Origin of the sequence: Maricaulis sp. W15, from assembly GCF_001924955.1 — a bacterium.
In the GTDB taxonomy this organism is placed as follows: Bacteria; Pseudomonadota; Alphaproteobacteria; order Caulobacterales; family Maricaulaceae; genus Maricaulis; species Maricaulis maris.
This window is the reverse complement of sequence record NZ_LQXG01000017.1, coordinates 1-12,528: the sequence shown is the minus strand read 5'-3', so window position 1 is coordinate 12,528 and position 12,528 is coordinate 1. Positions and strand designations below refer to the sequence as shown.

Genomic DNA, 12,528 nt, shown 5'->3' with positions numbered 1-12,528 from the left:
ATTGCAATAATCTCGCATCGATAAAAGCCTGATCCAGGGGCTATCGACATGCGCATGCACTTTTCGGCGGGAGGTTTAACCAGGTGAGCAAGCGGACACATCCGTGGACGGCATTCCGTTCGATGCAGGCAAAGCTCTTGCTGCTTGTCTGCACGATCACGCTGCTCTCTGCCCTGATCATGACGTGGGTCAACCAGGTCCAGACCTACCGTGTGGCCCGCGGCGCTACCATCGAACAACTCGCCAGCGAAGCCGACCTGGTCGCCGCTGCCTTGTCAGAAGCCATTCGGAACTTGCGTAACGACGCGCAAATCATCGGCCAGACTCCGCCGGTTCAAGGCCTCGCCCGCACCGCAGCCAATGGTGGAATTGACCCCCTTGGCGGCGCGACCGATGGAACCTGGCGAACGCGACTTGCGTCGATCTTCAGTTCGACCATGCAAACCCAAACCCGCCCGTCCTACATGCAAATGCGCTATATCGGTCTATCCGATGGAGGTCGCGAGCTGGTCCGCGTCAATCATGTCAATGGCGAGAATTTCGTCGTTGAACCCAATCTCTTGCAGCAAAAGGGCGATGAGCATTATTTCCAGGCTGGCCTGGCCGTCGCGCCGGATGGCGCCTATCTGTCCGATGTGACGTGGAACCGGGAATTCGGCGAGGTCGACCCGCGCGAAATTCCCACCATCCGCCTGCTGCTACCCATCGCGACAAGCGATGGCACACCATTCGGATTTATTGCCATCAATGCTGACTATGAGGCACTGCTGCGGCAGGCAATCGCGACCACAACCTTGGCCAACCGTCTGCTCATTTCCAACCAGAATGGCGATTTTCTGGCGACCGATCCCGGCCAGACACACATCCGCTTCGGTTATCATGCAGACCACACCTACCAAGCCCACCCACTGCTCGGTCACGTCACAGCATCGCACGGGCCAACGCGCGGCGAATTCGATGGCGAGATATTCGCCACCCGGCAGATCGAGTTTTCCGACATCGAAACCCCGCTCGACCTCCGCGTCACGGTGTTGCGTGATACCGCGTCCGTAAATGCAGCCGCGCTCGAAAACCTGCCGGTGATCGTCATCAGTTCGGTCATCCTGATCCTCGCGAGCCTGAGCGTCACCGTTCTGGCGATCAATCATGTCATGCGCCCCTTCCGGGCGTTGTCGACACGGATCGAAAGTGCGGGCTCACTCCGCCAGATCGAGGATTTTCCGATCGAGCGGGTGGAAGAGGTGGGCACGCTGGCGCGCGCATTCAGCGACGTGACGGCCGGGCTGGTATCCAGCGAAGCCCGCACCCGCGCCATTATCGAAGGTATCGCCGAAGGCGTGATCGTCATCGATGAGGCGGGGCATATCGAAACCTTCAACCCGGCCTGCGAGCGAATGTTCAACTACCGTGCTGACGCGTTGATCGGGACCAATATCAGTCTCCTGATACCGTCCGACAGTGCCAACGGGCACGATGGCTTCCTGGCACGGCGGGCCGACGGCGAGCTGACAGATGTCATCGGCACTGTCCGCGAAGTGCACGGCGTCCGCAAGAATGGTTCGCGCTTTCCCATGGAGCTTTCGGTCAGCGAGATCGAGCTGCCTGGCGGTCGCCTTTACTGCGGTATTGTGCGCGACATTTCCCAGCACACGCAAGTCGAGCAGGTGAAGGATGGCTTCATTGCACCGTGAAGCATGAAGTCAGCCCCGCTGACCGACCGGGCGGGATCGCTGGGCCTGCTCAGGACCGAGGCCAGGGGCCACTTCCACCAGACGCTCGGCAACTGGCTCTCCAAGACCGCCAAGACACGCATTGAGACATTTGACGGCGAGATGAAATTCGATTCAGTTGAGGAGCAGGATCACGCGTCCATTCCCACCGGCCCGTCCACGACGACTGCGAAGAAAGCCCGATGCCAAAATCGCTGGATCGAATTCTCTATCTTGAAGACGTGCAGGCGATCGCCGACGTGGTGGTCATGGCCCTTGAAGACCTGGCCGGCTTTGAAGTCCACCACGCAGATCGCGGCGCCAAAGCGATCACGGCAGTCGAGAGTTTCCAACCCGATTTGTGCCTGTTCGACGTGATGTTGCCAGACATGGATGGGCCGGAGACCCTCAGGCGCATCCGCGCCCTCGCCGGACATGACGACATGCCAGCGATCTTCATGACAGCCAAGACCCAGACCCACGAGCCGGACGACTATGCCCGCATGGATAGTCTTGGCGTCATCATGAAACCCTTCGACCCCATCACGCTCGGCGACACCATCCGCGAGATGTGGAATACACGCCCCGACCGGTCCTGAGTGCCGGTCCTGAGTGCCAGCTCGTCCACCGCGCAGCGTCCACAAACCAACATCGAACCCGCAGGGTTCGCAAGAGCGACCGCGCGCCGGCCGGCCAGGCCGCCCCATCGGAGGCGTCCGCAAAGCGGATTGCCGTGAGATCGGGAAATGGTGGGCCCGGAGGGACTCGAACCCCCAACCAAGCGGTTATGAGCCGCCGGCTCTAACCAATTGAGCTACAGGCCCCGCTGTTAAAGCGATGCGCCATGGTTACTGGCTCTTCGCGCTGCCGCCAAGACGGGTTTGCAGGCAAGGTTACAGGCATGACATCATGATGGCGGAATTCTAGCGCGCGCGTTCAGCGTGCAGTCAGGCACCGAAATGATAGGGTCACCGCAACACCAACAGGTCGCCGCCTCCAATGCCGGAGCCGACGGCACCCAGCTTCCCGGAGTTCATCCATGATACGCACGCTGATCACCTCGACCGCCCTCGCCGCAACACTGTGCCTGCCGGCCTTCGCCCAGGCGCAGGAGAGCGAGCCCACCCTGTCGCTGTCGGAAAGCGCCACGGTGCAGATCGCGCCGGAATTCGCGACTGTCTCGTCCGGTGTTGTCACCCGCGCCGACACGGCCCAGGCCGCCGTCCGCGCCAATGCCGATGCGATGAGCCAGGTCTTCGCGGCCCTGCGCCGCGCCGGGGTCGACAGTGACGACATGCAGACGGCCCAGCTCTCGGTGTCGCCGGTCTATGCCGACCGCCGCCAGCCCAACCAGGTTGAGCTGACCATTATCGGCTATGAGGCCCGCAACCAGGTCTCGGCCAAGGTGCGTGATACCGCCCGCGTCGGTCAGGTGATCGATGCCATGGTTTCGGCCGGCGCCAATAATATCAATGGTGTGACCTTTGGCGCGGAAGAGACCGGCGATGCCCTCAATTCGGCGCGTCGCGAGGCGATTGCCGCGCTATTGTCCAAGGCCGAACTGTTTGCCGATGCGGCCGGGTTCGAGCTGTGCGGGATCCGCCGCATGGGTGAGAGCAGTTACCGCCCGCAGCCGGTCTATGAATCGCGAATGATGGCGATGTCGGATGGCGCATCGACACCGGTCGCGGCCGGCGAACTCACGCTCACCGCCACCGTCTCCGCTGATTTCTGCATTTCCCAGTAAAGGGGTCAGGCGGCCTTGGGTTTGGCAATGACCTGGTTGTGTTCGTCGAACAGGACCACAGCCGGGTCATGCTGCTCGGCCTCGACGGCCTCCATCTCGGCGTATGCGACGACGATGATGCGGTCGCCGACCTGGGCCAGACGGGCTGCGGCGCCGTTGATACCGAATGTGCGGCTGCCGCGCGGTGCCTCGATGGCATAGGTGGTGAAACGCTCGCCATTATTGATGTTGAGCACGTCGACCTGCTCATAGGGCAGGATGCCGGCCGCTTCGAGGAAATCCCGGTCGATCGAGATCGAGCCTTCATAGTGAAGGTCGGCCTGGGTCACGACGGCCCGGTGCAATTTGCATTTCATCATGGTGAGGCGCATCGCGCATCTCCTGAACACTAGATATTGCGCTGCACATAGAGGCAATGGCGGAAAAGTTCAACGCTCGCCCGCCGTATGCGCGGATCACAAGGATGTTGGCGTGCCGGTATCGCCAGCCCGGCGATCCGCCCTCCCCGCCCGGACCGTCGACCCCGTCCAGCCGGCCCGCCTCATCGAAGGTTCATGCAGAGGATGTAAAAACACGCTATACTCTGCGCTGGGAGAGATTGATGACATACAGATCCACGCTTTGGGCACCACTCGCCATCATCTTGCTGGCCAGTCCGGCCTCGCCAGCGCAGCAACAGCCTGCGACACCGGCACGGCAGCCCGCGCCGACGCAAATCGACCCGTCCCGGCTCGACACCTCCCAGCTCGACACCTCCCAGCTGACACGACTGACCACGCAGCCGCCGACCCGGGAACCGCGCCCGGATGCGCCGGTCGCCATGCCGATCAGCTGGGGTCAGGCCGCCGAGGACATCCAGTTGCAGGCCCGCCAGTTTCAACGCACTGACACGGTCGCCGCGGTCGCCCAGGGCAATCTGCCCTTTGCCCGCCCGACCAATCCGGAAGCGGCCGGTGTCGCCAATACCGGCCTGCCGGTCCTGATCCCGGGCACGGCCGCGCTCGGCCTCGACGGCAATGCCCGGGTTCTCCTCTTCCCGCGCGAGAATTTCTACAATCTCTCGATCACGGCACCGGGCCTTGTGATCGAGGTTTTCGGTACCCGCCTCGCCCATGCCCGGGCACCGGACCCGCTGAGCACGCGCCGCCTCAATGCCGGTGACAGCGATGGCTATCGCATCAGCCAAACCGAATATGGCCGGGAGCTCAGCTTCAATCGCTACGGCGCCGCCTATTCCATCACGGTGGAATGCGACAGCCCGGACAGCGATCCGCGCTGCCGGACTGACGCTTATGTTCGAAACCTCGCCAACTCGCTGATCATCGCTGCCGGCAATCCGGCATCAGGAGGTCAGTAATGTCGCGCGAAGCCGAACTGACCCTCGCGGCAGCGGTCGCGGCCGCCGGGATCGCTGCGATGTTCTGGTGGCCGATGGAAGACGGAGCACCGGCCGAAGAGGCCGCGCCGGTCATTGAACCCGCCGAGGAAGAACCGGTTCCGGCCGAAGAGCCAGAACCTGAGCCAGAGCCAGAACCTGAGCCTGAGCCTGAGCCGGAACCCGTGCCCGATCCGGACCCGGTCGATGACTCCGGCGAGACCTTCACCTACATGCCGCCCGGCGACCTGGTCGAGGACTCCGGGACGGGGCAGACCACACAGCTCAATTACGCGCCGGACATGCGCTTCCCGATGGAAGCCGGCCAGGCCTATGCCAACAGTCAGGTCTACGGGTATGGCGGCTATCTCGGACCGGCCGGCGGCCAGTGCAATGCCGCCAATTACGCCTACGCCTGGCGTGACAATTTCTGCGAAACACGGGGCTATGGCACGCCGATGTGCCCGGCCGGGGTCGGCCATCAGGGCCAGGACATCCGTCCGGCCAGCTGCCAGGATGACGTCCATTGGGCGGTCGCGGCGGAAGACGGAACCATCACCTCGATCGGCACCTATTCGGTGCGTCTGATGACCGATGCGGGCGTGCGCTACACCTATCTCCATCTCGACAAGGACACGCTTCTCGTCGAGCCGGGCGACACGGTCAGCCGCGGCGAGCGGATCGGCTATGTGTCCAATGAGTTTGGTGACACGGCGACCACGATCCACCTGCATTTCGAGATCAAGATGGCGGTCGATACCGGCTCAGGCATCCAGAACACGCCGGTGCCGCCCTATCTCGCCCTGGTCGAAAGCTATGAAACCCTTCTGACAGGCGACGAAGACTGACCGCGCCAGCGCCTTAGTCCAGACGTTTTTTACGCTAGCATGCGTCACAGCAGGGATGGTTCGCCGTCAGCCCGTTACCGGACTGCGGCCAAAGGGATGACCAATGAAACCGATTGTACTGGCTTGCCTCGCCTCGCTGACCCTTGTTGCCGCATGCGAGAACTCCGCCCCGCAAGACGATGCTGAATACGGCGAAAGCCTCAGCATGTTTGACGCCAGCGACGCGGTCATGGAGGCGTCTAGCTACGCGCCCGCGGCTCCGCCGCCACCATCCCCGACCCGGGCCGGCATGACTGACGGCGAGCTTTCCGGCAATCCCGATACCGCACCCGATACGCGTCTCATCGCCTACAGCTACAGCTACCAGCTGGAAACGCCGGCAGCGGCGACGTCCGGCCTGATCGACACCCATCGGGAGGCCTGCCTGTCGGCCGGTCCGGAAGTCTGCCAGGTCGTCAATGCCAATATCTACCAGCAGGGCGATCACGGCGTCGCCGGTTCGCTGGCGCTGCGCGCCGTTCCAGCCTGGATCGACACATTCCGCGCGGGTCTTGGCGGCCAACTCGAAACGGCTGCTGGCCGGATCCGGCACCAGGCCCAGGACGCCGAGGACCTGACGACGGCGATCGTCGATCTTGAGGCCCGACTCGAGGCCAAGCAGACCCTGCGGACCCGTCTGACAACCCTGCTCGAACGCCCCGGCGCCACGGTCGAGGAGCTGGTCCAGGTCGAACGCGAACTGGCCCGCCTCCAGGGGGATATCGAAGGTTCGCAAGCCCGGGTCCGCGCCATGCGGGGCCGGGTGTCAATGTCATCGCTGACGGTCAATTACAGCTCGCGCGTCGACCCGGTCTCGCGCAGCGCCTTCGACCCGTTGGGTCGGGCCTTGCGCAATCTGACCGGCAATTTCGCCTCTGGCCTGGCCGATGTCCTGACCTTCATCGCCGGCGCCTTGCCGTGGCTGGTCGTCATCCTGCCGGTCGGTTGGCTCTCAGCGCGCTGGATCGGCGGCATGATGCGGCGGCGACGCGACCAGAAGCAGAGCTGAGGCGAGGCCTGCGCCGCCCACGGCGGCGCAGATCGCATCGCCATAAAGTGCGAGTTAACCGTGACGGGTGTCTTCTGCCTCCAACCGAGGTCACCCGCATGCCACGCTACCGCCTTCTGATACCGCTCAGCGCCGCCCTGTTTTGCCTGGTGGTATTCACCGTCCTGTCGCTGCACGTGCGGTCGCAGGAACACTATGCCGTGCGGGTGCATCTCGAGGAGATATCGACCAACCTGCAATACAATCTCGCCGAACGGGTCGACATGGATATCGCCGGCCTGCAACGACTGGCGGACCGGTGGGTAAGGGCTGGCGGCACCGTGGAAGCAGACTGGCGCGCCGATGCCCGCGCCTATGTCAACGACACGGCGGAACTTCGCGCGGTCCAGTGGGCCAATCCGGAGTTCAGGCTGGAATGGATCGAACCCCTGACCGGCAATGAAGCCGCTCTGGGCCTCGACATATTGTTCGAGGAATACCGCGCGCGCGCAGTCATGCAGGCAGTCGATACACGCCGCCCCAACAATAGCGCTGCCATCCATTTCGTGCAGGGTGGAACCGGTTTCCTCGCCTATTTTCCGCTTTTTGTGGACGGGCAGTTTGACGGCTTGATCGTCGGCGTCTTCGACGTCGCCAACATGGTGTCCGCAGGCCTTCCCGAGAGCTATACCGACTATATCGCGATCCGGGTGAATGAGGCCGGCGACACGATCGCATCTTTGGGGACGCCGATCAGCAACCGGATCGTATCGACCCATTCGGTCGAACTGCCAGGTTCGGTCTGGACGGTCGAGGTCTACCCCGCCGCCGCCCTCTATGCTGAAGAATTCAGCTCCATCCCGATCTTCCTTCTCGTGCTCGGGGTTCTGGTCGCGGCTGGAATCGGCGCCGGCTCACACCTCGTCCTGACCGGGCAGATCCGCCAGAGTGAGCTGGCATTGGAACGCGAAGCCGCGTTTGACGAGCTGGAACGCAATCGCGAGCGCATGGCGCTCGCCGTCCGCGGTTCATCGGACGGTTTCTGGGATTGGGACCTGGCCGAACGGGCGCTGTACCACTCGCCGCGGCTGCGGGCGCTTCTCGGTTATGACGAGCAGGCGGTGACCATGTCCCAGGATGACTACTCCGCCGATGTGCACCCGGACGACCGCGACCGGAACACGGCCGCGCTTCGGGCTCACCTGGAGAAGGGTCACGACTACGACCTTCAGATCCGGTTCGTCTGCGCAAATGGCGAATACCGGTGGTTCAGGGCGCGCGGCCTCGCCCATCGGCGCGACGGAAAGGCGGTGCGCATGGCCGGCTCGATCACCGACATCACCGACCTTGTCGCCGCCCGCGACAAGGCCGATGCCGCCAACCGCGCAAAATCCGACTTCCTCGCCAATATGAGCCATGAAATCCGCACACCCATGAATGGCATACTCGGCATGGCCCGGGTGCTGGCCGACAAGGCGCTGCCCGAGGACGTCCACGCAAAGCTCGATATCATCGTGCGCTCCGGCGACACGCTGATGCACTTGCTCGACGATATTCTCGACCTGTCGAAAATCGAGGCCGGCCAGATCGAGCTGGAGGACGTCGCCTTCCAGCTCGACAGCATCGCCGCACGGGTCGCGGCGCTCTACGCCGATGCCGCCGAGAAAAAAGGGATCAAATTCGAGATCGACCTGCCGGCGGGTGAGCCCGCAGCCCGCTTTGGCGACCCGCTTCGCTTTGCCCAGATCGCCAATAATCTGGTCGCCAACGCCATCAAATTCACCAACGAAGGGTCCGTCCGGGTGACGCTCGGCCCGGTGATCGCCGACACCAACGACGAGACAGACACGGGTGACCTTGTGGAGCTGGTTGTCACCGATACCGGTATCGGGATGAGTGACGAGCAATGCCGGTTGGTGTTCGACAAATTTGTCCAGGCCGACAGCTCGACCACCCGCCGTTTTGGCGGCACCGGCCTCGGTCTCGCCATCTGCAAGGGGCTGACCGAGCAGATGGGCGGCACGATCTCAGTCACCAGCACAGCGGGTCAGGGCACGCGCTTCTGCGTCCGGGTGCCGATGCCGGCAGTGGAACCCGACACCAGCCTCAGCCAACGGCCCGACCTGATCACCCTCGGCGGTGCGTTGACCATCGAGGACCGCCCCGTCCGCGTGCTCGCGGCCGAGGACAACCTGACCAATCGCCTGGTACTCAAGGCCTATCTCGACAAGATGAAGGTCGATCTTGAAATGGTCGAGAATGGCGAGGAGGCCGTCGCAGCTTTCCGCCGCGAGCATTTCGACATTGTGCTGCTGGATATCCAGATGCCGGTCATGAATGGCGAGGACGCGCTGAGCGAAATGCGGAATTTCGAGCGTGCCGACAGCCGCCTGCCCACACCCGTCATGGCGCTGACCGCCAATGTGATGGCGGATCAGGTCAATCGCTACGCCATGCTTGGCTTTGATGCGCACACCGAGAAGCCACTCAGCCCGGAAGCGTTGGAGCGGACCATGCGACGGCTGCTACGGGGCAATCAGATCCGGCGTTCCGCCCGCCCGGCCACCGCATCACCCAACTGAGTCCACGGTCAGCCGGTCAGGTGCAACACGACTTCGCGGCGATGGGGCCGGTCGCGATGTTCAAACAGATAGACCCCCTGCCATGTCCCCAGCAGGAGTTCGCCGTCGGCAACCGGAATGCCGATCGAAGTCTGCGTCAGCGCCGCCTTGATATGCGCCGGCATGTCATCAGGGCCTTCGGTCGTATGGGTGAGCCAGGCCATCGACGGATCATCGCCCGACGGCACCAGTCGCCGGAAGAATGCGTGCAAGTCACGCTGCACGTCCGGATCGGCGTTTTCCTGGATGACAAGCGAGCAGGATGTGTGACGCACGAAGACGGTGAGGAGTGCGTCGGAGGCGGGATGTTCGCGTGCGAAATTTGCGGCCGGGCGGGTGATCTCGTAGAGGCCGGGGCCGGTGGTCTGGACACGTAGATACTGGATCGTCATCGCTCACCCTTGCTACTGCCCTGCACCTGGCCCCGCCTACTGTCAAATTGCAGACCGGTCGCCGGCATGACGGATCAGCCCGACGCGCCGCGTGTCAGGCTGCGTACATGGTCTGCTGTCAGCACGTCGTCTTCGCCCTTGCCGAGAATCGCCAGCACGCGGGCACGCAAGGTCGGGTCCCGCAACATGGCTGGCATCCCGCCCGGTTCGCTGTCTTCCGGCTCGGCCGCGATCAAGGCATCGACCAAACCGGCCCGACCCGCCAGCAAGTCGGCGACGGCCGGGTAGCGTTGTTCGAGAATGGTCCAGCGTGCGAGCGTGTCGACACCCAGCTCGTCATCCTCGAGAATTCCGATGGCCTGGCGCATGGAGTAGGCATTGATCATCCGCTTCATTACGCGCGGATTGTCCGGGAGAAAATCGGCGAAGCGCGCCAGCACGTGACGGATTTCCCGGTCGGCTGCCGCCGAGGTCGAAAGTTCGAGTGCCACGGCGGCACGACGGGTATCGCTGTCCTCTTCATCGAGGACAGAATCGGCTGCATCCCGGGTCATTCCGCCGGCAAAGCGCGCCTTCAACCGCGCCCGTTCAATCGCGACATCGGCGTCGTAATTGCGGACAGACGCGCGTTCCTCTCCGGTCGGAGCTTCGTCTGTTTCGGCCAATTCGGGCGGCCGTGTCGCAGCGTCACAGTCGGTGACCGGCGCGCTTTCACCGAGCAGACGTGACCAATAGCGGCGTCGGCGACGCAGGCCCATGCCGGGCACGGTGGTTGATACCTGGAATATCTTCTCAAGAAAGAGATAGCCCAGCGGCTGGCCAGGATCGCTGACCGGCTCCACGAAACTGGCGTAGTGTTTTTCAAAGCTGGCCCGGACCCAGGTCCGGTCGGCGGCCACGACATAGCTCACCTTGCGATGCCGGAAACAGGTCTGGATGCCCTCCAGCAGACCGACGACATAGTCGGCATTGCACCGATCAAGATCATCGATGAAGACGCAGACCGGGCGGTTCGATTGCTTCACGATGGTGTCGAACAGGCCACGAATGCGGCGCAATGGGTCACGCGACAGATCGGCGTAGAATTTGGCATTGTCCGGCGAGCCGAAAACCCAGAGCCGCCCCGCCGCAATGAAGCCGGCAACCACTGTGACGACTGCGGTTACAAGTTTGAGTACATTGCTGAAAATGGGTTCCCAAGTGTTCACGACATCGACCATGGGATGGCCGGCATCCAACGGCTCACCCGAGGCCGCACCTTCCTTGGCGGCCTGGATGATGGCGTCGGAGAAATCCGTGAACCAGAGCAGATAGATGAGTCCCGTCGCGATGATGACCCCGACGACATAGGGCAACCAGTCCGCACGCACCTTCCACAAGGTCCAGCGCAACCAGATCCAGATCGCCGCCTCCTCGCGATGATTGGCACGGGCGCCGGACATGATCCCGTCCTTGATCGTTTCCAGGAACGGCCACCAGGGCGGATTGCGCCTTTCGTGCTGCCAGGCGTTGAAATGAACGATCGCCCAGCGCCCGTTCAGCTCGCGCGCCGGCTCGGTCATGATCGCTTCCATCATGCGCAGGACCGAGGTCTTGCCCGCCCCCCAGGGCGCGTGGAGATTGACGGCGAACCCGTCCGCGCCGCCCTGTTTGTGGACCGCTTCCATGCGCTCGACCAAGGCACGGGCGAAAGGTCGCCGCCCCAGCTCGTCCTCGGCGGTGGGTTCATCGGAATGGGGTGAAACGGACTCAATGATTTCAGGCTCGTCGGGCGGCGTTGCCAACTCCCTATCGTCCCCGCCCTCCGGAAAGACACCGGCCTCAAGGCCCTGCTCCAGCCATTTGCGGGCATGGCGCAAGGGACCGCGGACACCGCCATCCTTTTCCTCCGGTCGGTCACCCCTGATGCGCGGATGGGCCTCCAACCTGCCAAGCATGGCAAGGGCTAGTTCGGCCCGGGTCCGGGATGGTGCCGGGGTGACCCTGTCACGAACAATCGCGATCAGAATACGGTGCAGTGCGGAGGTCAGCGTTACCACCGTACCCATACGGTAGCCCCCGAGTTTTTCGTGGCGGGCTATGCGGTCAAGCGATTGCACGATGTCCGGGACGAGTTCAGCGGGACGGTCACGGCGCAGGATGGTGGCTGCATCGAACAGCTCGGCATTGGAAGCGCCTGCGGCGAGTGCATGGCGGAGGTCGTCGTAATCGCCATCTGTGGACGCTTCGCTACCGATAGGGTTGATTGCGACCGACTCTGTCAGCTCCGCCTTGCTGGTTTTCCGCGATGTCTTCGAGCGGGCGCCCGTCGTACCGCCATAAGCCTCTAACCGCCCAATGATCGCCTTGATCCGCGCATTCGCGACAGACGGCCCCGCCTCCCACTCCTTGTCCGTCACCTCGACCAGGCGCGCGATTTCCAGATCTTCCTTGATCGGCCCGCCCTTCAGGCGAGCCTCATACCAGTCGATCCAGACAGACCAGTGTTCGTCCGCTTCATGATCGGAGAGCTGCTTCGCCATCCTGGACCATTCAGTGGCAAAGGGGTTAGCTAGGCTGCCCCATAGCGGCTGCAGACCCAGAACCCGCGCGCTCACCCCCGACTCGATATTCTGCTTGTCAGATTGGATCGCAGCTACGGCGGCGGCGGCGGTGGCGTTGGCGGCGGCGGCGGCGTTGGCGGCGGCGGCGGCGACAACGGTGGCGTTGGCGGCGGCGGCGGCGGTGGCGGCGTAGGCGGCGTTGGTGGCGGCGGAGGCGGCGTTGGTGGCAGCGGAGGCGGCGTTGGCGGCGGAGTTGGCGGCGGCGG

The 12,528-nt window shown here is 63.5% G+C and carries 10 protein-coding genes and 1 tRNA gene; 7 read left to right on the top strand and 4 right to left on the bottom strand.

What is annotated here, in order from left to right:
• Positions 1-83: 83 nt before the first annotated feature.
• Together AWH62_RS09805 and AWH62_RS09800 are read left to right on the top strand one after the other, a co-directional pair.
• Positions 84-1,691 carry a PAS domain S-box protein gene (locus AWH62_RS09805; RefSeq protein WP_143743007.1) on the top strand — a complete coding sequence of 536 codons (1,608 nt, stop codon included), beginning with the start codon at positions 84-86 and terminating at the stop codon, positions 1,689-1,691.
• A gap of 221 nt (positions 1,692-1,912) precedes the next feature.
• On the top strand, positions 1,913-2,308 hold the full coding sequence (locus tag AWH62_RS09800; RefSeq protein ID WP_075190320.1) for a response regulator: 396 nt from the start codon (positions 1,913-1,915) through the stop codon (positions 2,306-2,308).
• A 148-nt stretch (positions 2,309-2,456) separates the two neighbouring features.
• Here the strand turns inward: AWH62_RS09800 and AWH62_RS09795 are convergent.
• Positions 2,457-2,533 (bottom strand) — tRNA-Ile (locus AWH62_RS09795).
• Positions 2,534-2,748: 215 nt separating this feature from the next.
• On the opposite strand from AWH62_RS09795, the gene AWH62_RS09790 reads away from it, so the two are divergent.
• The gene (locus tag AWH62_RS09790; protein ID WP_075190319.1) at positions 2,749-3,456 is read left to right on the top strand and encodes an SIMPL domain-containing protein; all 708 of its coding nucleotides are present in this window, start codon (positions 2,749-2,751) and stop codon (positions 3,454-3,456) included.
• A 5-nt stretch (positions 3,457-3,461) separates the two neighbouring features.
• Here AWH62_RS09790 and panD read toward each other — a convergent pair whose 3' ends face one another.
• On the bottom strand, positions 3,462-3,827 hold the full coding sequence (gene panD / locus AWH62_RS09785; protein WP_075190318.1) for an aspartate 1-decarboxylase: 366 nt from the start codon (positions 3,825-3,827) through the stop codon (positions 3,462-3,464).
• 230 nt (positions 3,828-4,057) lie between these two features.
• On the opposite strand from panD, the gene AWH62_RS09780 reads away from it, so the two are divergent.
• The 4 genes from AWH62_RS09780 (at position 4,058) to AWH62_RS09765 (ending at position 9,288) form a co-directional block, all read left to right on the top strand.
• Positions 4,058-4,813, top strand: coding sequence for a hypothetical protein (locus AWH62_RS09780; RefSeq protein WP_075190317.1), 756 nt, complete (start codon positions 4,058-4,060; stop codon positions 4,811-4,813).
• On the top strand, positions 4,813-5,679 hold the full coding sequence (locus tag AWH62_RS09775; protein ID WP_075190316.1) for a M23 family metallopeptidase: 867 nt from the start codon (positions 4,813-4,815) through the stop codon (positions 5,677-5,679). Before AWH62_RS09780 ends, AWH62_RS09775 begins: the two co-directional genes overlap by 1 nt.
• A gap of 103 nt (positions 5,680-5,782) precedes the next feature.
• Complete coding sequence (locus tag AWH62_RS09770) at positions 5,783-6,727, top strand: DUF4349 domain-containing protein (protein WP_075190315.1); 945 nt, start codon at positions 5,783-5,785, stop codon at positions 6,725-6,727.
• Between the two features lie 98 nt (positions 6,728-6,825).
• On the top strand, positions 6,826-9,288 hold the full coding sequence (locus AWH62_RS09765) for an ATP-binding protein (protein ID WP_075190314.1): 2,463 nt from the start codon (positions 6,826-6,828) through the stop codon (positions 9,286-9,288).
• Between the two features lie 8 nt (positions 9,289-9,296).
• Here AWH62_RS09765 and AWH62_RS09760 read toward each other — a convergent pair whose 3' ends face one another.
• Both AWH62_RS09760 and AWH62_RS16625 read right to left on the bottom strand, forming a co-directional pair.
• Positions 9,297-9,719, bottom strand: a complete 423-nt coding sequence (locus AWH62_RS09760; RefSeq protein ID WP_075190313.1) for a secondary thiamine-phosphate synthase enzyme YjbQ — start codon at positions 9,717-9,719, stop codon at positions 9,297-9,299.
• 74 nt (positions 9,720-9,793) lie between these two features.
• Positions 9,794-12,528: P-loop NTPase fold protein (locus AWH62_RS16625; RefSeq protein WP_198928884.1), on the bottom strand; the 2,735-nt coding region annotated here is incomplete at its 5' end.